This window comes from Bacillus sp. JJ722 (assembly GCF_036963345.1).
Classification (GTDB): Bacteria; Bacillota; Bacilli; order Bacillales; family DSM-1321; genus Bacillus_AD.
Genome location: NZ_JBALMO010000057.1, coordinates 1 through 22,448, shown reverse-complemented (window position 1 = coordinate 22,448; position 22,448 = coordinate 1). Strand labels below are relative to the sequence as shown.

The window sequence follows — 22,448 nt, the reverse complement described above, 5'->3', positions numbered from 1 at the left end:
ACTATGCATTAGGGAATTTATATTATGATAACGATAAATTGATGGCAGCGAAAGATCAGTTTGAGAAAGCGATTAAAGTAGGTTTACACAATAGTGATTGTTATTTCATGTTGGGGATGACTTTGCAACAGTTGGATCAACCAAAGCTTGCTATGCCATATATCCAACGTAGTGTGGAGTTAAATCCAGAAGATAACGATGCTCGTTTTCAATATGCGCTATGTTTGGCGAATGCAGAGTTATATGAAGAGCTTATTAAAGTATTAGAAGAAGTTTTAGAGCGAGATCCTAAGCATGCAGATGCTCTATATAATTTAGGTGTAGCCTACGCTGGTCATCTTGAAGATGCAGAGAAAGCGCTAGAGTGTTTTACAAAAGCGCTTGAAGCACAAAGTGATCATATGCTTGCAGCGAATGGTAAGAAGATTATGGAGCAAGTGTTAGCAGAATAAATAATAATGAGAAGGAGGGAAGGTTGTGCAACAGGATGAAATGAACTTATTTGAAGAACCAACGAAGATATTTATGAAAGGACGTCATATCGTTACGATTTTTCATAATGAGCAAAATTTATACTCTGTTGTGCGGATCCGTGTCGATGAAACAAATGCCGTTTATGATGAGAAAGAAGTAGTGATTGTCGGCTATTTTCCTCCTATTTATGAGCATGAAACATATATTTTCTATGGAAAGTTGAAAGAACATCCTAAATTCGGTGTTCAATTTTCTGTCGATCATTTTCAAAAGGATATGCCGCAATCAAAGGAAGGTGTGATTAACTACTTATCCAGTGCACTCTTTCAAGGAATCGGTAAAAAGACAGCTGAAAATATTGTTGATTTTATTGGCGATAATGCCATTTCAAAAATTCTAGCAGATCCTTCTTTGTTAGATTCTGTGCCAAGATTATCTCTTGATAAAGCAAAAAGTTTGTACGACACGCTTATTGAGCATCAAGGTTTAGAACAAGTGATGATTGCTCTTAATCAATATGGATTTGGACCTCAGCTATCGATGAAAATTTATCAAGTGTACAAGCAGGAAACATTGAGAATAATCCAAACCAATCCTTATAAGTTAGTTGAAGACATTGAGGGAATTGGTTTTGGAAGAGCCGATGAGCTAGGTTTTCATCTTGGAATAAGCGGTAGTCACGGCGATCGAATTAAAGCAGGCATTTTGTATACATTGGAAACCGAATGTTTACAAGAAGGTCATGTATATATAGAAGCGGAACAGCTTTTACAAAGTGTTCAGACACTATTAGAAGGCAATAAACGCGATATGATTGAGCTTCAATCGATATCGTCAGGTATAACAGCGCTTGCTGAAGAAGGAAAAATTATTATTGAGGATATGCACGTTTATTCTCCTTCACTATATTTCTCCGAAAAAGGTATTGCAACGAATATTAAACGAATTATGTCACAAACAGAGTATAGTGATGCTTTTCCAGAATCGGAATTTTTATTAGCACTTGGAAAGTTAGAGGAAAGGCTGCAAGTAGAATATGCACCTGCCCAAAAAGAAGGCATTCAAACGGCTTTAATGTCACCGATGATGATTTTAACAGGTGGTCCTGGAACCGGGAAAACTACGGTTATTAAAGGGATTGTTGAGCTTTATAGTGAACTTCATGGCGTGTCAATGGATAGACATGCGTATAAAGATAAAGATCCATTTCCGTTTGTATTGGCAGCACCGACAGGAAGAGCGGCAAAGCGCATGGCTGAATCAACAGGTCTTCCAGCAGTAACCATCCATCGTTTATTAGGTTGGAATGGTAGCGAAGGGTTTAGTTTTGATGAGGAGAATCCAATTGAAGGTAGAATTGTCATTATTGATGAAATGTCAATGGTTGATACGTGGCTTGCTCAGCAATTGTTGAAGGCCTTACCTGATACTGTTCAGGTCATATTTGTTGGTGATGAAGATCAGCTACCATCTGTAGGACCAGGACAAGTTTTGAAAGATTTATTGGAATCGGAATGTATACCGATTATAAAGCTTGAAAGTATATACCGCCAAGCAGATGGTTCTTCCATTATCGAGTTAGCGCATGAAATGAAAAAAGGACGGCTACCAGCAAATATTACAGCACAGCAAAAAGATCGCTCGTTCTTTCCTTGTGCAACGTCACAAATCGCTCAAGTAGTGGAAAAAGTGGTAGCAAACGCTAAGAAGAAAGGCTACACTTCGAAGGATATTCAAGTGCTGGCACCGATGTATCGAGGTCCGGCTGGCATAGATGCACTCAATAAGTTATTACAAGAAATATTTAATCCTAATAGTGATGGACAAAGAAGAGAACTTGCGTTTGGAGATAGTGTTTATCGAATTGGAGATAAAGTATTGCAGCTTGTCAATCAGCCAGAAAGCAATGTATTTAACGGAGATATGGGTGAGATTATTTCCATTTCATATGCGAAGGAAAATACAGAAAAACAAGATATGCTTTATATATCATATGATGGGATCGAAGTAGCGTATACAAAACAAGATTTAACACAAATTACACATGCATATTGTTGTTCGATTCATAAGTCACAAGGAAGCGAGTTTCCTATTGTTATTATGCCTGTCGTGAAGAGCTATTATCGAATGCTCAGAAGGAAGTTAATTTACACTGGCATTACGAGAAGTAAACAATTTCTTATTCTATGTGGTGAAGAAGAAGCATTACGTATGGGCGTGGAAAGAATACAAGACCATGAACGGAATACAACATTAATAGAGAAATTAAATCAAGCATTCTCAATGGAGCCTAATGTAACTGCGGTTCCTAATGTCGTCAGAGAAGAAGGTACGATCAGTCCGGAAGAATATGTACGAGATTTATTAAATACAGATCCGATGATTGGTATGGGACAATTAACACCGTATGATTTTATAGAAAGGAAAGCGAAGTAAGCGTTACAGCTTATTTTGCTTTTTTTTGCTGAAAAATAAAAGAAACTCCAGAAAAAGGCATGGAGTTCAAGTGAAGAGATTTTAAAGTGTAAATTAAATGAATTGTGCACCTATTTTTGCTTCAATAATTTCAATGATTTCATCTGCAATATTGTTTGCCAGCTCTAGTTGTGACGTAAAGCCAACACAAGAACAATTCATTTCGCCAAGAATATACGTATCATTGCCGTTCTCGTCATAATCTAAAATGAAATCAGCTGTCCAAATAAGCGGGAGGTCATAGTTGCCTAAACGTGAAGTGATATCTGGAAGTTGAGTTAAGAATCCATCAACAAGGTCTTTCCATTCTTCAGGTGAATCATATCGATATTGTGCACCAGAGAATAATGTTGCACTAAATGCATCTTCATTATCTGCAGGTTTTTTATGCACGATATTGATCGGTTTGTTGTGGAGCATGAACAAGCGGATTTCGCCTTCTTTAATTCGCGGTAGGAATACCATATCGATTAACATACCGTTCTCCCCAACAATATATTGTTCACAGAAATCGATGAATGGACCTAATTCCCATATTTCTACGTGATTATCTTTTGCTTCAGTACATTTAATTTTTGCTCTAAGGGGAACTTCTACAGAACCATCAGGTAATTCGTCGATTACTTGTACTCTCCAAATACCTTTACCAGTTGATCCGCGATTTTGTTTTAATACACGTTCATTTAAAGCTAGTGATTTCGGAAACGATTCTTTAAATGATTCCTGTGTGTAATATGCATACGTATCTGTAGGAACCAAACGTAAATCCGTCAATTTCGCAAGTGCATCTTTCGCTCCATAGCCAATCATTGCATCTGGGTGAGGCATACCAATAATTCCATCCTCACATAGTTGTCGAAGAATAGCGAAGTATTCTGATTCTCCCTTTAAATTACCTGGATTAATTCGCGATACATATGCGCATGCATTCTCCTTAACGTATTTATATATTTCATCTTTCTTCTCTAACTCGAAGAAGATTACTTCTGCTTTCCAGCCACGTTCTTTCAATGCATTAACCATTGGCATTGTATCTCTACGATATCCGTCTGGCCCTTTATCACTACCACCTTGTACTTCGAAAAAAACTATATTTTTTTTCATTAAAGGTCCCCCTTGGGCAATAAATATACTTTACACTCATATAATAGCTCGGTTTAATAGTGAAATATACCTAATAAATGTAAATTTTATGTATTTTTTGTAAAATTAGTTGTTGTGTGGGATTGTCCGTCTAGTATGTTGTTTTGTATAGCTAAATTTCAATGGATGGAAATGATTAGGGGATTTTGTAAAACTTACAATCATGAAATGAACGATGTCGAAACATACTATTAATGTTCGGAAAGGCGGGGTGTACTTTGCGAACGTTCTCATTACTGAAGGGGTTGCCTGTTTATGATGAAACAGGAAAAATGTATGGTCGTGTTTGTGACTTAGCTATTTCCGATGAAGGCTCTGTTATGGGGTTACTCATGAACAGGAAAACGCTTTTCAAGAAAACATGTTTACTCTCTTTACAAGATGTTGTAGCGTTTAATTCTGAAGGCATAATTGTAAGGCAAACTCCTAAACCTTCTACCTTGAATCACAACAGGGTGTATACTCTTCAGCATCAGCGAGCTATAGCTAATAAAATGATTATTACCGATCAAGGAGAAGAGATAGGGCTATTAGATGATGTATATTTTTCTGAGCAAAAGGGCACAATCATAGCATATGAAATTTCCAATGGTTTTTTCTCAGACATAACCGAAGGTAAAAAAACAGTGCATACGAGGAAACCTCCTTCATTAGAGGGAGATACTATAGAGATTTCTCCAAAAATGTATTGAGGAGTTAGTACTCATGAAGTGTCCTAATTGTGGAAGTAAAGATATCGGCAAGATTGGTGTAAGCCAATATTATTGCTGGAATTGTTTAATAGAGCTGTCAGTTGCTAACGGAATTATTCATACACATCAAGTTGAAGAGGATGGTAGTCTTAGTTCTTTAGATGATTTATTTTCTGAAGACGATCGCCGATTCACCATGTAAATGGAAGAGGTGTATTGCATGAGAAGAATGTCAGTTTCTTCAATGATGGGTTTTGGGGCAGGAATGGTAGCTGCTTCCTATTTCAACTCGAAAAACTTTTCAAGAAAGTCAATGAAAAAAATGAAAAGAAAAGTAAAATCGCTTTTCTAATCCATTTTTAAAATGAATTGACTGGGAAAAAGGTGACCTAAAAAGTATTCAGTACTTTTGATGGTCGCCTTTTTTCTTGAGGATTGGTTTTACTTTCGTATTTCTTTGTATGAAAATCTCCTTCTTACAAAACATATTGGAAAGGAGGCTAGATGTATGAAGTTAAGTATGCAATGGTTTTACAGACTTGGTTTTTTATTACTATTGTTTATTGTTATTTTCTTGTTTTTTAAATTAAAACCGATTTGGCTTCCTATATTAAATATAATTGGTATCTCTTTATTCCCATTTGTAGTGGCTGCCTTTATTACTTATTTATTACATCCTGTAGTAGAAAAGCTGCGTAGTAGAGGGTGTCCTCGTAGTATCAGTATTTTGCTTATCTATTTTCTGTTTTTTGGAGGTCTAGGCTTTGCTATATATAAAGGAATGCCTGTGATCATTCGTGAATTAGATGATCTAATGAAAAGTACACCTTATTTTGCAGAGCAGTATACAGCACTTTTGGATTCGATTAATCAAAAAACTTCGAATTGGCCAGTTGATTATAAAGACCGCATACAAGAAGGGATTCTTTTTTTTGAGAAAAAGGTGGAAGTGTTGTTAGCTAATATGATGAATTATATAGTAAAATTGTTTGATTATGTAATTGTTTTTGCTATTGTGCCTTTAATAGCGTTTTATTTCTTGAAAGATTGGGAAACAATGAAACGAGCGGCTTGGTATATCACACCCGCGAAAATACGTAAACAGAGCAAAGCATTTATACTAGATGTCGAACAATCGTTAGGTAATTATATTCGTGGTCAAATCATTGTTTGTGTAATCATTGGAGCTATTTCAGCCCTCTTATTATGGGTGATTAAAGTAAAATATTCATTATTGCTGGGTATCATTATTGGAATTACAAATGTGATCCCGTATTTTGGCCCGATAATAGGTGCTATTCCAGCTGTTATTATTGCTGCTGCGACAAACCCTAACGATGTCATTTGGGTTGCTATTATTATATTTGGTTTGCAGTTTGTAGAAGGAAATATTCTTTCCCCTCTCATTGTAGGGAAAAGCTTACATATGCATCCGCTGCTCATTATGTTGAGTTTGTTTATTGGTGGTGAAGTGAGCGGAATCATTGGCATGATAATTGCTGTTCCATTGTTAGCTATTTTAAAGGTGGCAATTATGCATGCAAAAGTACATTTTATGAAAGAAAGGCATAGCCGATAAATATAGTAGTAACACGTTTGACAAATTGTAAAGTTGTCCCTATAATCCAATATAGATGAATTTGTAAAAAACGATGAAAGACCAAGTATGTTATAGACCATCTTAAGCGTGAACTTCGTGCGAAAGAGAGGAATTTCCTAAGGCTGAAAGAAATTCTAGATGAAGGATAACAGAAAGCTAGTCTGGAGTGTAGCTAATCCCTACCGTTCGCTGCGTTAAAGCGTCTAAAGTGATGAGCAAATACTGGAGTGTTATTTGTTCATAATTAGGGTGGTACCGCGAGTTACTCTCGTCCCTTCTTGGGATGAGGGTTTTTTTTGTTTATAAAAGAATTAGAAAGTATTTAATTTTGTTTAGTGTTCTAGCTCCAGCCCCCAGCTCCTAGTGGACTTCACCAACCTCCCTACCGATAAGTCAACATCGAAAAGCTGCTTTTCGTGTTTCCTTTATCTTAGTCGATGGGTTCCAGTCCATACGGAGCTAAACGGGTGCTTGCGCTTTTCTAATAAGGAGGAAACTTTAGATGAAACAATTAACAGGTGCTCAAATTCGCCAAATGTATTTAGATTTCTTTAAAGAAAAAGGTCATAGTGTTGAGCCAAGTGCTTCGCTTGTACCACATGAAGATCCTACGTTGCTATGGATTAACTCAGGTGTAGCAACATTGAAAAAGTATTTCGATGGTCGTGTAATTCCTGCAAATCCTCGTATTACAAACGCTCAAAAATCAATCCGTACAAATGATATTGAAAATGTTGGTAAAACGGCAAGGCATCATACATTCTTTGAAATGCTTGGTAACTTCTCGATTGGTGATTATTTTAAAGAAGAAGCTATTCTTTGGGCTTGGGAATTCCTTACAGATGAAAAATGGATTGGTTTTGATCCAGAAAAATTAGCTGTAACGATTCACCCTGAAGATGATGAAGCTTTTGAAATTTGGAATAAAAAAGTTGGTATTCCTGAAGAAAGAATTATTCGACTAGAAGAAAACTTCTGGGATATCGGTGAAGGTCCAAGTGGTCCGAATACAGAAATTTTCTACGATCGTGGACCTGAATATGGAGATGACCCTAATGATCCGGAATTATATCCTGGTGGAGAAAACGAGCGTCATTTAGAAGTTTGGAACTTAGTATTCTCACAATTCAACCACAATCCAGATGGAACATATACACCGCTACCTAAGAAAAACATAGATACAGGTATGGGGCTAGAGCGTATGGCATCTGTTGTTCAAGATGTACCTACAAACTTTGATACAGACCTTTTCATGCCAATTATTCGTGCAACTGAAGAAATTTCAGGTGCGAAATATCGTGAGAATAATGAAGTAGACACAGCTTTCAAAGTAATTGCTGACCATATTCGTACAGTAACATTTGCAGTTGGTGATGGAGCTCTTCCATCAAATGAAGGTCGTGGATATGTATTACGTCGTCTATTACGTCGAGCGGTACGCTATGCGAAACAAATTGGTATACACAAACCATTTATGTTTGAATTAGTTCCTGTAGTTGGAGAAATCATGAAAGATTTCTATCCAGAAGTATTAGAGAAGAAAGAATTCATTGCTAAAGTAGTGAAAAACGAAGAAGAAAGATTCCATGAAACATTGCATGACGGCTTACAAATCTTAAGTGATGTTATTAAGAAAGAAAAAGCTAAAGGTAGTAACACAATTTCCGGTAAAGATGTTTTCCGTTTATATGATACGTACGGTTTCCCGGTGGAACTAACGGAAGAATACGCGGAAGAAGAAGGCATGAAAGTTGACCATGCAGGCTTTGAAAAGGAAATGGAAGAGCAACGTGAACGTGCTCGTGCAGCTCGTCAAGATGTAGATTCTATGCAAGTACAAGGCGGTGTACTTGGAGAAATTAAAGATGAAAGCAAATTTGTTGGATACACAGAATTAGAAGCTGAAGGTACAATCATTGCGATCGTAAAAGATGGTGAAAAAGTTGCTGAAGCTCATGAAGGTGAAGAAATTCAAATAATTTTAAGTGAAACACCATTCTATGCAGAGAGTGGCGGGCAAATCGCGGACCAAGGATTCATGACAAGCGAAGATGTGAAAGCTGCTGTACTGGATGTTCAAAAAGCACCTAATGGACAAAATCTTCATAGAGTAAAAGTGGAAAGCGGAACTTTAAAAGAAGGTTCACTTGTGGTATCGATTGTAAACAACGATAATCGTAGCCAAATCACCAAAAACCATACTGCTACTCACCTTCTACACCAAGCGCTAAAAGATGTTTTAGGTGTACACGTAAACCAAGCAGGTTCTCTAGTACAAAAAGACCGTCTGCGTTTCGACTTCTCTCACTTTGGACAAGTTCTACCAGAAGAACTAGAGAAAATCGAGCAAATCGTAAACGAAAAGATTTGGGAAAGCATTCCGGTTGTAATTGAAAGCAAAAAAATTGATGAAGCAAAAGCGATGGGTGCAATGGCACTATTCGGTGAAAAATATGGCGATGTAGTGCGCGTTGTTCAAGTATCTGATTATAGTATTGAGTTATGTGGTGGTTGCCATGTTGATAACACAGCTACAATTGGCGTGTTCAAAATTGTTTCTGAAAGTGGAATCGGAGCAGGAACTCGTCGTATCGAAGCAGTAACAGGTGCTGCAGCATATAAGCAAATGAATGATCAAATCAATATTTTAAAAGAAGCAGCTGCAGAATTAAAAACGAATATGAAAGATGTTCCATCTCGTGTTGAATCATTATTAGTAGAGCTGAAAGAAGCTCATCGTGAAAATGAATCATTAAAAACGAAGCTAGGTAACATTGAAGCAGGTAACTTAATTTCCTCTGTACAACAAATTAACGGTGTGAATGTTTTAGCAGCAAAAGTACAAGCTACTGATATGAACAACTTACGTACAATGGCAGATGAGCTTAAGCAAAAAGTCGAGTCTGGTGTAATTGTGTTAACATCTGTTCAAGGTGATAAAGTAAATATTATTGCAGCAGTGACAAGTGATTTAATTCCACAAGGTTACCATGCTGGTAAATTGATTAAAGAAGTAGCTACTCGCTGTGGCGGCGGTGGTGGTGGCCGTCCAGATATGGCACAAGCTGGTGGTAAAAACCCAAATGAAGTAGATTCTGCGCTTAAATTTGTAGAAGAATGGGTAAAATCAATTTAAATAAGCAATTTATTGGTGTACAATAAATTTAATAATCTTATGAGCCTTTTTTATAGGCGGGCTCGATAGAAGCGAGGTGTCCAAATGAGTTCCATTGACAAGACGATGCAATTTCATTTTCAAGAAGAACCATTTGAAAGAGATGTTCAAGAAGTTTTGATGCAAGTGTATAGTGCTCTACAAGAGAAAGGTTATAATCCTATAAATCAGATAGTTGGTTACTTATTATCCGGTGATCCAGCCTATATCCCAAGACATCAGGACGCCAGAAACATTATCCGAAAGCTTGAAAGAGATGAGATTATTGAAGAGTTAGTGAAATCTTATTTAAAGCATAATCGTGGTGACAAATAATAATGCGTAGTATGGGTTTGGACGTTGGCTCTAAAACAATTGGAGTTGCTATAAGCGATGCTATGGGCTGGACAGCTCAAGGCATCGAAACAATTAAAATAAATGAACAAGTTCAGGATTTCGGCTATAAACGATTGAAGGAACTAATCAAAGAGTATGAAGTAACACAGGTAGTAGTAGGACTACCTAAAAACATGAATGGTACAATTGGACCGCGCGGAGAAATCTGTCAAGAGTTTGCAAAAACCATTGAAAAGAAATTTCAACTTCCTGTAATATTGTGGGATGAACGCCTAACAACGATGGCTGCTGAAAGAGTGTTACTAGAAGCAGATGTTAGCCGTGGTAAGCGGAAGAAAGTAATCGATAAAATGGCAGCAATCATGATTTTACAAGGATATTTGAATAGTAAAAATAACTAATAGAGGTGCACATAATGGATCAAGAACAAATTACAATCGTAGATGAAAATGGTAATGAACAACTTTGTCAAATTCTTTTTACATTCTCATCAGACGAATTTAACAAAAGCTATGTAGTATATGCTCCAATAGGTCAAGATGAAGATGAAGATGGGAATGTTACAGTTCATGCTGCTTCTTTTCTTGAAGGAGAAGATGGTGCTAGCGGAGATTTAATGGCAATCGAAACAGAAGAAGAATGGGATCTTGTAGAAGAGATGTTCAATACATTTGCTGAGGAACAAGACGAAGAATAAGATAAAAAAGAAAACCCTTGCTCAAATTTAGAGTAAGGGTTTTTTTCGGTGGTCTTGACTACTTCACTCACAAGTCAAAAAGGTGATGTTTTTTCTAATTAGTTACCATTGAAAGATTATGGATGGTTTCATACAATTTATATATACATACATGGAGATGCAGTAATTATTTTAAGGAGGGTAATTCTATGATTAAGGCAGTCATTTTTGATATGGATGGATTAATGTTTGACAGTGAATCGTTAGGTTTACGAATTATTGAAGAAGTAATGAATGATTATCCTTACAAATTTGATGAGAATTTAAATAAAAGCATAATAGGTATGAATCGAGAGTTAGCTCGAAAAGAATATTGTAAAATGTATGATGAAGCATTTCCTTTTGATGAGTTTATGCTTAAGAAGCATAAAAAGACGATGAAGTATTACGATGATTTTGAGGTTCCTAAGAAACCAGGCTTGGTAGAATTGTTAACATTGCTTAAACAAGAAAATATTTCAGTTGGTTTAGCTACGTCAACATATCGAGAAGAAGCAGAATTTATGTTAAAGAGAGCTGGTGTGCTAGATTTCTTTACTATTACGGTTTGCGGTAATGAAGTGGAACATTCGAAGCCTCACCCAGAGATTTATGAACATGCCCTATCGAAATTACATGTGCAAGCATCAGAGGCAATTGTTTTAGAAGATAGCGAGAATGGTTTACGGGCTGCACAAGCAGCAGGAATTTCAACGGTATTTGTGAAAGATTTAATTACCCCATGTTCTGACGTATTAAAGGGAGTGACTCATCAAGTAGAGACCTTACATGATGTGATCACTTTGATCAAAAATCAGGGTTTATAACGTGAAATATAATGAGGAAGAATCATCAAATGATTTTGATGATTCTTTTTTTGAAAAAGATAAGAGAGGGAGCTAAGCGGGTGCTTTTGCTTTTCTTATAACGTTTTTCTATGTATAGCTTAAATGAGTTGAAAAAAATGTTGAATCCTGTGTAATTTTGTATGATTTTTAGTATAATGTTGAAGTGATTGGAACAAAGGGAGTCTAATCGAAAATAATACATAAAAGAGAGACTTAAGCCTTTGTATTCTAGGGGGAACGTTAATGGATGATAAGCATTCAAAAAAAGAAATAATGATACAAAAACTTGTTGAAAGGCAGGATGAGGCGAAAACAGTGAGAAAAATAGTAATGATTGCTGCAATCTCAATTTTAGTTCTTATATTGATTATCGGAATGGGTGTTTTCTTCTATATTAACTCTGCATTAAAGCCTGTAGATGCTGATAATAAGACGTTAAAGCAAGTAGAAATTCCAATTGGCTCATCGACATCAACTATTTCTCAAATTCTTGAGGATAATGAAATTATTAAGGACGCGCTCGTCTTTAAGTATTATATTAAATTTAAAAATGAATCTGATTTCCAAGCTGGAAAATATGAATTATCTCAATCAATGACGTTTGATGAGATTATCAAAACTATACAATCAGGAACGCTTGTGCATGAAGCAGCTTTTAAAATAATGATTCCAGAAGGAACGCAATTGAAGGAAATTGCCAAAATTATTGGAGATAATACAAAACAAGATGAAAAAGCAGTCTTTAATGAATTAAATAATAAAGAGTTCATTAAGAAAATGCAGGCAAAATTCCCTGACCTTCTTACTAATGAAATTTGGGGCAAAAATATAAAATATCCGTTAGAGGGATATTTATATCCTGCAACATATGAGTATTTTGAAGAGAAACCTACAACTGAAAAGATTGTAACGGATATGATTAATAAAACAAATTCTGTTTTAGAAAAATATTACGATCAAATGCAAGCGAAGAAGATGACACCTCATAAACTTCTAACATTAGCTTCATTAATAGAAGAAGAAGCGACAGCTAATACAGATCGTAATAAGATTTCTTCCGTTTTCTATAATCGAATGGAAATCGGAATGCCGTTACAGACCGACCCAACTGTTCTGTATGCATTAGGAGATCATAAAGATCGTGTGCTATATGAAGATTTGAAAGTAAAAGATCCATATAATACGTATGTTGTTAAAGGTTTAACACCTGGTCCAATTGCCAATGCTGGTGAAACATCCATTCAAGCAGCTTTAGAACCTGCTGAAACGGATTACTTATATTTCTTAGCGAATAAAAAAGGTGAAGTCTTCTATGCTAAAACATTTGACGAGCATAAGAAATTAAAAGAAGAGCATATTAACGGCAAAAATTAAAGTGAATATAATGTCTATTTCACTTTTGTAGTACGATTGTGATACAATAATAAAAGTTTGTCTTTTATAAGATAGTTTATAACTTTTCCTCGGCATATGCCGAGTTTTTTCTTGGTTATTAAGCTTTTTTGCTTGCAACAAATAACGATGAATGACGAGGCTTAAACTATATACGAAAATCAACAACAGGAAGGAGCTGTTATGATGAGTACAACCATAAATGAGTATCTTGTTAATCTCACACCTTCTAGAAATGAATTGTTTACTAAGATGGAGCAATATGCTGAGGAACATCACGTACCTATTATGGATTTGATTGGTATGGAAGCACTGTTGCAATTGTTTAGAATCCATAATCCATCTACTATACTAGAAATCGGTAGTGCGATTGGATACTCTTCGTTAAGAATGTCAGATGCCCTTCCAAATGCTACAATTGTGACATTAGAAAGACATCCAGAACGAATTAAAACTGCTCGAGCTTTTATTAACGAAGCAGGGAAGGAAGATGTGATCACTTTGCTAGAAGGTGATGCATTGGAACTTGCTCCGATTGCTGAGCCATATGGTCCATTTGATGTTATTTTTATCGATGCGGCTAAAGGTCAATATGTGAAATTCTTTGAATTATATTCACCGCTACTTCGTGAAGGTGGCATCATCATTTCTGATAATGTGCTATATAAAGGACAAGTAATCGTTCCTGAAGAAACGATTTCACATCGTAGAGCAAGAGCATTAATTCGTAAAATTAAACACTATAATAGTTGGTTAATGAGCCATCCTGACTATCATACGGTTATTTTGCCTATCGGTGATGGTATGGCGATCTCTAAGAGAAAAGCTTAATTCGTATTAGTTGGTTAAGAAGAGCTATTAAAGTTCTTCTTCATATATATTTTATTTTCAAAGAGGTGGATAAAATGAAAACACCAGAATTATTAGTAACCCCAACTAGTGTTGCTGATATTTTACCCTTAATTGAGGCAGGAGCAGATGCTTTTGTAGTAGGTGAACAGCGTTTCGCTTTACGCCTTGCTGGCGAGTTTTCACGTGAAGATGTAGTACAAACTATTCATTTAGCTCATCAACACGGTAAAAAAGTTTATGTGGCGATGAATGCAATTTTTCATAACAATTTAGTCGATGAGTTACCAGACTATGTTTCTTTTGTGAAAGAAGCAGGAGCAGATGCTATTATTTTCGGTGATCCAGCAGTGCTAATGGTTGCTAAAGAAGTAGCTCCTGATATGAAGCTTCATTGGAATACTGAAACAACAGCAACAAACTGGTATACATGCAACTATTGGGGAAGCAAAGGTGCTAAACGCGCTGTGCTAGCTCGTGAAATTAACATAGATGCTATTGTTGAAATGAAAGAGCATGCTGAGGTTGAGTTAGAGGTACAAGTTCATGGAATGACTTGTATGTTCCAATCTCGTCGTACATTAATTGGAAATTATTTTGAGTATCAAGGGAAAGCTCTTGCTATCGAAAATCGTCAAGAGAATAAGGATATGTTCTTACATGATCCTGAACGTAAAAATAAGTATCCAATTTTTGAAGATTTTAATGGAACTCATATTATGAGCCCAAATGATATTTGTATTATTGATGAGCTTCAAGAAATGATTGAAGCAGGAATTGATAGTTTCAAAATTGATGGGGTTTTAAAAGATCAATCGTATTTAGTAAGTATTACAAAGCTATATAGAAAAGCGATTGATACGTGTGTAGAAGATACTGATGCTTATGATGATATAAAGGATCAACTTCTAGAAGAAGCAGAGAACTTACAACCAGTAAATCGTAAGTTAGATACAGGATTTTTCTTTAAAGAAACAGTTTATTAATGAAATGAATAAATGAAATGGAGGAATAGCCTTGAAAGCTATTACTAATAAAATTTCAAAGATTATCGATGGAAAACGAGTAATCGTGAAGAAACCTGAGCTTTTAGCTCCAGCAGGAAACTTAGAAAAGTTGAAAATTGCGGTTCGGTATGGGGCAGATGCTGTATACATTGGTGGACAAGAATATGGTTTGCGTTCTAACGCTGGTAACTTTACATTTGAAGAAATGAAAGAAGGCGTAGAGTTCGCTAACCAATATGGAGCAAAAATATACGTAACTACTAATATATTCGCTCATAATGAAAATATGGAGGGCTTAGAAGAATATTTACGTGGTCTTCAAGAGGCAGGCGTTACAGGAATTATTGTAGCGGATCCGTTAATTATTGAAACTTGTCGTCGCGTAGCACCAAAAGTAGAAGTGCATTTAAGCACTCAGCAGTCACTTTCTAACTGGAAAGCTGTAGAGTTTTGGAAAGAAGCGGGGATGCATCGTGTCGTATTAGCACGTGAAGCAAGTGCTGAAGATATTCGTGAAATGAAAGAAAGAATCGATATTGAAATTGAAACATTTATCCACGGTGCAATGTGCATTGCTTACTCTGGTAGATGTACACTATCAAATCATATGACAGCACGCGATTCGAATCGTGGTGGTTGTTGCCAATCATGTCGTTGGGATTATGATTTATATGAACAAACGGCTGAGGGTGAAAAAGCGCTGTTCAGTGAAGATGATGAACATTTTGCAATGAGTCCAAAAGATTTAAAGCTAGTTGAATCCATTCCACAAATGATTGAGCTGGGAATTGACTCTTTAAAAGTCGAAGGACGTATGAAGTCTATTCATTATGTTGCAACAGTTGTAAGTGTGTACCGCAAAGTGATTGATGCATATTGCGCTGATCCAGAAAACTTTGTCATACAACAAGAGTGGTTAGAAGAGTTAGATAAATGTGCTAATCGTGACACTGCTCCAGCGTTCTTTGAAGGGGTGCCGGGGTATAAGGAGCAGATGTTTGGAAATCATAGCAAGAAGACGACTTTTGAGTTCGTAGGCATGGTTCTTGATTACGACAAAGAAACAGAAATGGTTACTTTACAACAAAGAAATTATTTCAAACCGGGTGATGAGGTAGAATTTTTCGGACCAGAAATTGATAACTTCACTTACAAAATTGATAAAATCTGGGATGAAAAAGGAAATGAACTTGATGCAGCACGTCATCCGCTACAAATTGTGAAATTTAAGATGACGACACCAGTTCATCCATTCAACATGATGCGGAAGGAGAACTAATTTATGAAACAAAAGCCGATCGTCATAGGAGTTGCGGGAGGTTCAGGCTCTGGAAAAACAAGTGTTTCAAGAGCAATTATTGAAAGCTTTACAGGCCGTTCAATTTTAATGTTAGAACAAGATTATTATTATAAAGATCAAAGTCACTTACCTTTTGAGGAAAGATTACAGACGAATTATGATCACCCATTAGCATTCGATAACGAATTGTTAATACAACATATTAATCAACTTTTAAATTATGAAAGTATTGATAAGCCTGTATATGATTATGCTCTTCATACACGTTCGCAAGAAGTCATTAAGGTAGAGCCGAGGGATGTTATCATTCTAGAAGGAATTCTTATTCTAGAAGACGAAGGACTTCGTAATCTTATGGACATGAAGCTATTTGTAGACACTGATGCAGATATTCGCATTCTTCGTCGTTTAGTCAGAGATATACAAGAAAGAGGTCGTACATTAGAATCAGTTATTGATCAATATGTAACAGCTGTACGTCCGATGCATAATCAATTTATCGAACCAACAAAGAATTATGCAGACATTATTATCCCTGAAGGCGGACAAAATCATGTTGCGATTGATTTAATGGTAACAAAAATTAAAACAATCCTTGAACAAAAGACAATTTTGTAATAACATGACTTGTATAATGTATATATTAATTATAGGATGATTGTGGTAATTGAGTTATTGTGTGTCATTCTAAACAATAGTAAAAAAATGCGCGCCCTTTTTAAAAAGGACGCGCAATTATGTATTTTTACATAATTGTATAGAAAACGAGCAGGCTCGTTGTAATCCGCAGAAGGAGTGAATGGTTTTGGCAATTGAAAAGGTTTTCCCGATGACAAAAGAAGGTAAACAAAAGTTGGAACAAGAGCTTGAAAACTTAAAAACAGTTAAGCGTAAAGAAGTAGTAGAGCGTATTAAAATTGCACGTAGTTTTGGGGATCTATCGGAGAACTCAGAATATGATTCTGCAAAAGAAGAACAAGCATTTGTTGAAGGACGTATTACTACTATTGAAAATATGATTCGTAATGCGAAAATCATTGAAGAGAGTGAATTAGATTCTGACAATGTAGCACTTGGAAAATCGGTTACATTCGTAGAACTTCCTGATGGTGATGAAGAGACTTACACAATTGTAGGTAGCGCTGAAGCAGATCCATTTGAAGGTAAAATTTCAAATGATTCTCCTATCGCCAAAAGCTTGATTGGTAAAGCTGTTGGTGATGAAGTAACAGTTCAAACACCTGCAGGTGAAATGAACGTTCGTATCGTTTCTATTAAATAATAGGTTTTAAATGATAACACCTCGTCGAAACTAGTGACGAGGTGTTTTTATATGCTGAAGAAAAAGCGTGCTATAGGTATTGCTAGTATGTTTTTAATTTTTTTATGTCTGTTAATAGCAAGACTTGTACAAATTCAGCTTGTGAGCACAGAATCATTTTCAAAACATCATGTGAATTTAATAGAGGAAAGTGTTAATCAAAGAGTGCAAAGTATAATGTTGGATGATGGTAGAGGTAAGTTCTATGATCGCTTTGATACGCCATTGAATCATGAGGAAGTTAAAACACTCATCTTGTTTCCTTTTTTAAAAAAGATGACATGGCCGGTTGATGAGTTAGCTAGCATCATAAATATCCCACCAACAGAATTGGAAAGTGCTGTACAAAATGCAAAAGAGCCGTTTACATTTACTGTAGCAAATAAACCAATTGTTCTTACTGATCAACAAATGGATGATATTAACGGGTTGAAAACGCCTGGTATATTCGCTGCGGTACGGGACATGCCAACAGATACAATGATGGCTGAACATTTAATTGGAGGCTTAAATGAATCATCTGAGCTGAAAGAGAAGCGTTATAGTGATCGCAAACTTTCGTTAAAGACCAAAATCGGTGACAAAGGTTTGCAACAAACGTTAGATGAGTTTTTACTTTCAGAAGGTGAATCAAGGCTCGTTTATCATGTAGATGGAATGGGAGGGCCGCTGTTTGGTATCAATGTGAAATATTTAGCGCCTGGGAACCCTTTGTATCCAGTTAAAGTGAAGACGACGTTAAATCTTGAATTGCAGCGTGCTTCAGAAGAAATAGTAGATAGTAACAAAATCGAAAAAGGTGGACTTATTCTTTTAGACATTCAATCGAGTGAAATCCTTGCTTCTGTTTCTCGTCCACAAGTTGGTAAAGATCCAAACGAAGGAGATGGAGCTAAGAATTTAATGTTTACGCAAGCAGCGGTTGGGTCCGTCTTTAAAACAGTTGTTGCTGCTGCTGCACTAGAAGAAAATATGGTGGATGAGAATGAGCAATTCAATTGCAATATGACTATTAACGGTACAGTTGATAGAAGACGTTCAGAACCACTTGGCATGTTGAATTTCTCTGATAGTTTTGCTCAAAGCTGTAATCGAACCTTTGCTGACTTAGCGGTTAGATTATCTAAGAAGGATCCTAATTTGCTAGAAGAGTATGCGCAAAAATTACAGCTAGTCGGCGAATCTGGTTGGAATGGTCCGATATATCACTCATCAATAAAGCAATTGTTTCGTGAAGAAGATGGTCGAGTATGGCTAGATGAAACGAATAAGAAGGATGTTAATTTCATATCGCAGACAGCCATTGGTCAGAAAGATGCGCAAGCCACACCATTAGCAGTTGCGAATATGATGGCTACTATTGCACGAAATGGTGAAAAGAAAATGGTGAAAGCAGTTAGTAAGATTGAGTTTGCAAATGGTACAACAGCTGCTGAGTTTGAAGATTTGGACATTAAAGGAGAAAACATTGCTCCAGCGACTGCTAAACGATTACAACAATTGTTAAAAGGCGTTGTCCAAAATGAGAAAGGAACGGCTGCCCTACAATTGCGTAATTTACCGATTCAAGTGGCAGGTAAAACAGGTACTGCTCAAACAGATATAGACAAGGGTAAAGTAAATAGCTGGTTTGGAGGGTATTTTCCTGCTGATCAACCTAAATATGCTATTGTTGTAGTTAAGCTTGATACAGACGAGAATTTAGCGAATGGTAGCGCAACAAAGGTAGTGAAAGATTACATTCAAAAAATGCTTGAAATAGAGCAGAAAGAAAATCCTTGATGAAATTAAATTATTTGAATATGGATATTTACTTCAAAAGAATAAACAAGCCATGGTACAATAAGGGTTGAATAAAAAAGTGGGGTGATTTGAATGAGAGACAATAAAGATAATAAGCCCTCTAGAGTAGCTTCTCGTTCTGAAAAAGTTGGTAAAAAAAGAAAAGCAAATAATATTTATAATATTCTTCTTGCAGTTGTGATTATTGCGATTATTATCGTTGGTTCTAGTATTTTCTTAGGTAATGATGATGAACAATCAGCTTCACCAAATGAAAAAACGTCACATGAAGAAAAAAACAATGATAATGTGGAAGAAGATAAAAATCAGAAAACAGAAGATGAGTCAAATGAAGATCCTGACGTAAATGTAGATGATGAATCAACAGATGAAGATGCCGATACTGAACATTCTGAAGATGAAAATACAGAAGAAGAGATTAAGCCAGAAGAAGGCGATGAAATTGTTGAAAGCAGCGATCCGAATGTAGAAGAAACGCGTGTAAACGAGAACTGGAAGCCTATAGGCACAGAGCAAAAAGGACAACACGTGACAACTTACGATGATACTTCTGTTGATTGGAAAGAGATGGAAAGAGCATTATCTTATGGTTCTGGTATTCCTGAAAGCGATATGACTGTACTGTGGTTAGGTAATGGAGGAGCTCCAGATAAAGCAGTAGGTACTGTTGCTCCGAAAGATCATAGTGCGAAATATAAAGTATATATTGAGTGGGTCGACGGTGAAGGATGGAAACCTTCTAAAGTTGAAAAACTAAAAAGTTAAATAAGGAAAAAGCATAATTACTTCTTCCAATTAAAAAGAGTAATTATGCTTTTTTATTTTTGAAATGAACGACGGCACTATATAATCTTCGACCATCTTCACTTACATACATTTGATGCGATACCGAATGTACGCATAGAAGTATGGATTTATTAAGATCTATTTGAGTTTGAATTTGTTTTTCTAAATCTTTTAAACTGGTCGCTTCAAAGAATTCCACTTTATCTTCTATCAAATCAAATGAAATGTTCATTGTAAGTATCCTCCACTATCATATTTCTAGAAAAATTATATCACGTTCATCAATTTTTTTCTTAGCGCAAACATGATTTTAATTCATAGTATGTTAATAAGAAAAATAAGAATGGAGTGGGGATTATGGGTAGAGAATTTTTGCATATATTTGAAGAATGGGCAAAGGATTACGACCAAACAGTCTCTGGAAAAGATGTAGAATATAAAGAAGTATTTAGAGGTTATGATGAAATCTTAGATAGAGTAGCAAGGGCATCAGTTGGCAATGTTCTTGAGTTCGGTGCAGGTACTGGTAATTTAACGGTGAAATTACATGATAGAGGACATAAAATTATTGTCATTGAGCCTTCCATTCCTATGAGGGAAATCGCTCAACAGAAATTACAGAGTGATCACATTTTGTTTGTTGATGGAGACTTCTTACAGTTCCCGAACTTGGAAAATATTGATTCAATTGTCAGCACGTATGCGTTTCACCACCTAACCGATAAAGAAAAAGCTTCCGCTGTGAAAGAATATGGTAAGTTGCTAGGTGTAAATGGTAAAATAGTGTTTGCAGATACGATATATGAAAGTAAAGAAGCTCATAGTAAAGCTATTGAGGATGCTGAAAAACAAGGTTTCTATCAATTAGCTAAAGACCTTCAAACGGAGTATTATACAACAATTCCTTATTTGCAAAGTGTATTTGAAAGCAATGGATTTTCAGTTACATTCAAACGTTGCAATGATTTTGTTTGGATTATTGAAGCCATTAAATTATAAGAGAAGGGTGTTAACTAGATGAAAATCGCAATCATTGGAGCAATGGAAGAGGAAGTACAAATATTACGAGAAAAGATGGAGAACGTACAACAAGAAGTAATCGCTGGTTGTGAATTTAACGTCGGTACACTAAATGGCGTAGACGTTGTTCTTTTAAAATCAGGCATTGGTAAAGTAAATGCAGCGATGTCTACAGCTATTCTTTTAGAGAAATATCAGCCAACAGCTGTTATCAATACAGGCTCTGCAGGTGGATATGCTTCTTCTTTAGAAGTGGGGGATGTGGTTATCTCTTCTGATGTCGTTCACCATGATGTGGATGTAACAATCTTTGGTTATGCATATGGTCAAGTTCCAAAAATGCCTCCTACATTTGTAGCTGATGAGAAACTGATCGAGGTAGCAGAAAGAGCGGCTAAAAACATTGAAGGTATGCAAGTAGCGAAAGGGCAGATTGCGACTGGAGATTCATTTATGAATGATCCTGTGCGTGTTGAATTTGTAAGAACGAAATTTACAGAGTTAATTGCAGTAGAAATGGAGGCAGCTGCAATTGCGCAAGTAGCTTATCAATTCGGTACTCCATTCGTTGTAATCCGTGCTCTTTCGGATATTGCTGGTAAAGAATCAAATATTTCATTCGATAAGTTTCTAGAAACAGCTGCAGTCAATTCATCTCAACTTGTAATGAACTTCATCGATGAATTAAAAGCATAAAAGAAAAAAGCTACCATATTTGGGTAGCTTTTTTCTATTTATTACATCTGCATTCTATTGAAAAATTATGTTACAGTGAAACAGAATATTTCGGGAGAGTGTAGGTGATGGGTGTGAAGCAGTCAGAAAATGGTGTGGTGTATCGAGAGAAAATGGTTGATTATAAGCACTATGGTTTTACGCTTTTATGTTTGAGTGTGTTCTTATACATCGGAACGTTCATTTCGATGAGTGAAGGTACAATTCATCCAGGAGTAATTGTGGCGCTTACATTACTACTGTTGAGTGGTTCTGCCCTTTTCTTTACTTTATCCATACGATATAAGAAGAAAACAATGAAGACAGATGAATAATTACTAATTTATAGTTAGCTCCTCTCTTTTTTAAAAAGATTGGAGCTTTTTTGTTTTTTAAGGATTTTACTAATTTGTTCATAAATCACACCAAGTAATTTATGGATAATATGGTAAAGTATGTTTATGGAAGATTGGAGGAATGCAATATGTTAATGATTGTTGGTTCATTAATTATTACTTCAGTAATTGGTATCATCATTGCAACCGAAATTAGTGTAGTAGATGCTTAAGATTAAAGATTTATATTAGTAATACAGATTCTTACTTGTTGTTTTATAAGACATATAAGAGTCTGTTTTTTTATGAAATAATAAACACCTAGCATAAAATACGCTAGGTGTTTATTACCTTGTTGATTTGACTCACATGGATAGATTGATGCGATTTATCCATGTCTAACTAGCGCTAAGACTCTTACTTCAAAACGAAACTAAAAGCAAGGAAGTTTAAGTGGGAGATT

At 35.9% G+C, this 22,448-nt stretch carries 25 protein-coding genes and 1 other annotated feature; of the genes, 23 read left to right on the top strand and 2 right to left on the bottom strand.

The features are described from left to right. A partial coding sequence (locus V7014_RS08730; RefSeq protein ID WP_335506218.1) for a tetratricopeptide repeat protein occupies positions 1-452 on the top strand: 452 nt, incomplete at its 5' end. A 40-nt stretch (positions 453-492) separates the two neighbouring features. After that, entirely contained in the window at positions 493-2,910 is a 2,418-nt protein-coding gene (gene recD2, locus V7014_RS08725; RefSeq protein WP_335506220.1) for an SF1B family DNA helicase RecD2, read from the top strand. A gap of 93 nt (positions 2,911-3,003) precedes the next feature. Here recD2 and V7014_RS08720 read toward each other — a convergent pair whose 3' ends face one another. Then, positions 3,004-4,053, bottom strand: a complete 1,050-nt coding sequence (locus V7014_RS08720; protein WP_335506217.1) for a Cj0069 family protein — start codon at positions 4,051-4,053, stop codon at positions 3,004-3,006. 233 nt (positions 4,054-4,286) lie between these two features. On the opposite strand from V7014_RS08720, the gene V7014_RS08715 reads away from it, so the two are divergent. The 17 genes from V7014_RS08715 (at position 4,287) to V7014_RS08635 (ending at position 19,895) form a co-directional block, all read left to right on the top strand. Then, positions 4,287-4,784 (top strand): PRC-barrel domain-containing protein, encoded by a 498-nt coding sequence (locus V7014_RS08715; protein ID WP_335506215.1) that lies wholly within the window; start codon positions 4,287-4,289, stop codon positions 4,782-4,784. A 13-nt stretch (positions 4,785-4,797) separates the two neighbouring features. Then, complete coding sequence (locus tag V7014_RS08710) at positions 4,798-4,986, top strand: hypothetical protein (RefSeq protein WP_335506213.1); 189 nt, start codon at positions 4,798-4,800, stop codon at positions 4,984-4,986. 18 nt (positions 4,987-5,004) lie between these two features. After that, complete coding sequence (locus tag V7014_RS08705) at positions 5,005-5,136, top strand: DUF3918 family protein (protein ID WP_335506211.1); 132 nt, start codon at positions 5,005-5,007, stop codon at positions 5,134-5,136. 156 nt (positions 5,137-5,292) lie between these two features. Next, entirely contained in the window at positions 5,293-6,363 is a 1,071-nt protein-coding gene (locus V7014_RS08700; protein WP_335506210.1) for an AI-2E family transporter, read from the top strand. Positions 6,364-6,427: 64 nt separating this feature from the next. Next, positions 6,428-6,663: a binding site (T-box leader), on the top strand. A gap of 223 nt (positions 6,664-6,886) precedes the next feature. Further along, positions 6,887-9,520, top strand: a complete 2,634-nt coding sequence (gene alaS / locus V7014_RS08695; protein WP_335506208.1) for an alanine--tRNA ligase — start codon at positions 6,887-6,889, stop codon at positions 9,518-9,520. A gap of 84 nt (positions 9,521-9,604) precedes the next feature. After that, positions 9,605-9,874 (top strand): IreB family regulatory phosphoprotein, encoded by a 270-nt coding sequence (locus V7014_RS08690; protein WP_335506206.1) that lies wholly within the window; start codon positions 9,605-9,607, stop codon positions 9,872-9,874. Between the two features lie 2 nt (positions 9,875-9,876). Next, the gene (gene ruvX, locus V7014_RS08685) at positions 9,877-10,296 is read left to right on the top strand and encodes a Holliday junction resolvase RuvX (protein ID WP_335506205.1); all 420 of its coding nucleotides are present in this window, start codon (positions 9,877-9,879) and stop codon (positions 10,294-10,296) included. 14 nt (positions 10,297-10,310) lie between these two features. Then, entirely contained in the window at positions 10,311-10,592 is a 282-nt protein-coding gene (locus tag V7014_RS08680) for a DUF1292 domain-containing protein (RefSeq protein ID WP_335506203.1), read from the top strand. A 188-nt stretch (positions 10,593-10,780) separates the two neighbouring features. Further along, positions 10,781-11,437: an HAD family hydrolase gene (locus V7014_RS08675; protein ID WP_335506200.1), complete on the top strand. Its 657-nt coding sequence runs from the start codon at positions 10,781-10,783 to the stop codon at positions 11,435-11,437. A gap of 264 nt (positions 11,438-11,701) precedes the next feature. Next, positions 11,702-12,832, top strand: coding sequence for an endolytic transglycosylase MltG (gene mltG / locus V7014_RS08670; RefSeq protein ID WP_335506198.1), 1,131 nt, complete (start codon positions 11,702-11,704; stop codon positions 12,830-12,832). 204 nt (positions 12,833-13,036) lie between these two features. Further along, entirely contained in the window at positions 13,037-13,681 is a 645-nt protein-coding gene (locus tag V7014_RS08665) for an O-methyltransferase (protein WP_335506195.1), read from the top strand. A gap of 74 nt (positions 13,682-13,755) precedes the next feature. Then, on the top strand, positions 13,756-14,685 hold the full coding sequence (locus V7014_RS08660; protein WP_335506193.1) for a peptidase U32 family protein: 930 nt from the start codon (positions 13,756-13,758) through the stop codon (positions 14,683-14,685). A 31-nt stretch (positions 14,686-14,716) separates the two neighbouring features. Beyond that, positions 14,717-15,985, top strand: a complete 1,269-nt coding sequence (locus V7014_RS08655; protein WP_335506191.1) for a peptidase U32 family protein — start codon at positions 14,717-14,719, stop codon at positions 15,983-15,985. A 3-nt stretch (positions 15,986-15,988) separates the two neighbouring features. Further along, on the top strand, positions 15,989-16,624 hold the full coding sequence (udk, locus tag V7014_RS08650; protein ID WP_335506189.1) for a uridine kinase: 636 nt from the start codon (positions 15,989-15,991) through the stop codon (positions 16,622-16,624). 187 nt (positions 16,625-16,811) lie between these two features. Then, a complete protein-coding gene (gene greA / locus V7014_RS08645; protein WP_335506188.1) occupies positions 16,812-17,288 on the top strand; it encodes a transcription elongation factor GreA in 477 nt (158 codons plus the stop codon). A 51-nt stretch (positions 17,289-17,339) separates the two neighbouring features. Next, entirely contained in the window at positions 17,340-19,109 is a 1,770-nt protein-coding gene (locus tag V7014_RS08640) for a peptidoglycan D,D-transpeptidase FtsI family protein (RefSeq protein WP_335506186.1), read from the top strand. Positions 19,110-19,202: 93 nt separating this feature from the next. Next, the gene (locus V7014_RS08635; RefSeq protein ID WP_335506185.1) at positions 19,203-19,895 is read left to right on the top strand and encodes a YrrS family protein; all 693 of its coding nucleotides are present in this window, start codon (positions 19,203-19,205) and stop codon (positions 19,893-19,895) included. Positions 19,896-19,938: 43 nt separating this feature from the next. Here the strand turns inward: V7014_RS08635 and V7014_RS08630 are convergent, their stop codons facing one another. After that, the gene (locus V7014_RS08630) at positions 19,939-20,148 is read right to left on the bottom strand and encodes a YrzA family protein (protein WP_335506182.1); all 210 of its coding nucleotides are present in this window, start codon (positions 20,146-20,148) and stop codon (positions 19,939-19,941) included. Between the two features lie 125 nt (positions 20,149-20,273). Here V7014_RS08630 and V7014_RS08625 point away from each other — a divergent pair, with 125 nt between their 5' ends. From V7014_RS08625 to V7014_RS08610, 4 genes are all read left to right on the top strand, one after another. After that, positions 20,274-20,915, top strand: a complete 642-nt coding sequence (locus tag V7014_RS08625) for a class I SAM-dependent methyltransferase (RefSeq protein ID WP_335506180.1) — start codon at positions 20,274-20,276, stop codon at positions 20,913-20,915. A gap of 18 nt (positions 20,916-20,933) precedes the next feature. Continuing rightward, positions 20,934-21,632 (top strand): 5'-methylthioadenosine/S-adenosylhomocysteine nucleosidase, encoded by a 699-nt coding sequence (gene mtnN, locus V7014_RS08620; protein ID WP_335506178.1) that lies wholly within the window; start codon positions 20,934-20,936, stop codon positions 21,630-21,632. A gap of 107 nt (positions 21,633-21,739) precedes the next feature. Beyond that, positions 21,740-21,985, top strand: a complete 246-nt coding sequence (locus V7014_RS08615; RefSeq protein WP_335506176.1) for a YrhC family protein — start codon at positions 21,740-21,742, stop codon at positions 21,983-21,985. 101 nt (positions 21,986-22,086) lie between these two features. Beyond that, complete coding sequence (locus tag V7014_RS08610; protein WP_335506174.1) at positions 22,087-22,218, top strand: hypothetical protein; 132 nt, start codon at positions 22,087-22,089, stop codon at positions 22,216-22,218. Positions 22,219-22,448 lie beyond the last annotated feature (230 nt).

Excerpts from the sequence above, each read along its gene's own strand:
- recD2 (WP_335506220.1), top strand. The coding sequence starts at position 493 with ATGAACTTATTTGAAGAACCAACGAAGATATTTATGAAAGGACGTCAT.
- V7014_RS08720 (WP_335506217.1), bottom strand. The coding sequence starts at position 4,053 with ATGAAAAAAAATATAGTTTTTTTCGAAGTACAAGGTGGTAGTGATAAA.
- V7014_RS08715 (WP_335506215.1), top strand. The coding sequence starts at position 4,287 with ATGTTCGGAAAGGCGGGGTGTACTTTGCGAACGTTCTCATTACTGAAG.
- V7014_RS08710 (WP_335506213.1), top strand. The coding sequence starts at position 4,798 with ATGAAGTGTCCTAATTGTGGAAGTAAAGATATCGGCAAGATTGGTGTA.
- V7014_RS08705 (WP_335506211.1), top strand. The coding sequence starts at position 5,005 with ATGAGAAGAATGTCAGTTTCTTCAATGATGGGTTTTGGGGCAGGAATG.
- V7014_RS08700 (WP_335506210.1), top strand. The coding sequence starts at position 5,293 with ATGAAGTTAAGTATGCAATGGTTTTACAGACTTGGTTTTTTATTACTA.
- alaS (WP_335506208.1), top strand. The coding sequence starts at position 6,887 with ATGAAACAATTAACAGGTGCTCAAATTCGCCAAATGTATTTAGATTTC.
- V7014_RS08690 (WP_335506206.1), top strand. The coding sequence starts at position 9,605 with ATGAGTTCCATTGACAAGACGATGCAATTTCATTTTCAAGAAGAACCA.
- ruvX (WP_335506205.1), top strand. The coding sequence starts at position 9,877 with ATGCGTAGTATGGGTTTGGACGTTGGCTCTAAAACAATTGGAGTTGCT.
- V7014_RS08680 (WP_335506203.1), top strand. The coding sequence starts at position 10,311 with ATGGATCAAGAACAAATTACAATCGTAGATGAAAATGGTAATGAACAA.
- V7014_RS08675 (WP_335506200.1), top strand. The coding sequence starts at position 10,781 with ATGATTAAGGCAGTCATTTTTGATATGGATGGATTAATGTTTGACAGT.
- mltG (WP_335506198.1), top strand. The coding sequence starts at position 11,702 with ATGGATGATAAGCATTCAAAAAAAGAAATAATGATACAAAAACTTGTT.
- V7014_RS08665 (WP_335506195.1), top strand. The coding sequence starts at position 13,037 with ATGAGTACAACCATAAATGAGTATCTTGTTAATCTCACACCTTCTAGA.
- V7014_RS08660 (WP_335506193.1), top strand. The coding sequence starts at position 13,756 with ATGAAAACACCAGAATTATTAGTAACCCCAACTAGTGTTGCTGATATT.
- udk (WP_335506189.1), top strand. The coding sequence starts at position 15,989 with ATGAAACAAAAGCCGATCGTCATAGGAGTTGCGGGAGGTTCAGGCTCT.
- V7014_RS08640 (WP_335506186.1), top strand. The coding sequence starts at position 17,340 with ATGCTGAAGAAAAAGCGTGCTATAGGTATTGCTAGTATGTTTTTAATT.
- V7014_RS08635 (WP_335506185.1), top strand. The coding sequence starts at position 19,203 with ATGAGAGACAATAAAGATAATAAGCCCTCTAGAGTAGCTTCTCGTTCT.
- V7014_RS08630 (WP_335506182.1), bottom strand. The coding sequence starts at position 20,148 with ATGAACATTTCATTTGATTTGATAGAAGATAAAGTGGAATTCTTTGAA.
- V7014_RS08625 (WP_335506180.1), top strand. The coding sequence starts at position 20,274 with ATGGGTAGAGAATTTTTGCATATATTTGAAGAATGGGCAAAGGATTAC.
- mtnN (WP_335506178.1), top strand. The coding sequence starts at position 20,934 with ATGAAAATCGCAATCATTGGAGCAATGGAAGAGGAAGTACAAATATTA.
- V7014_RS08615 (WP_335506176.1), top strand. The coding sequence starts at position 21,740 with ATGGGTGTGAAGCAGTCAGAAAATGGTGTGGTGTATCGAGAGAAAATG.
- V7014_RS08610 (WP_335506174.1), top strand. The coding sequence starts at position 22,087 with ATGGATAATATGGTAAAGTATGTTTATGGAAGATTGGAGGAATGCAAT.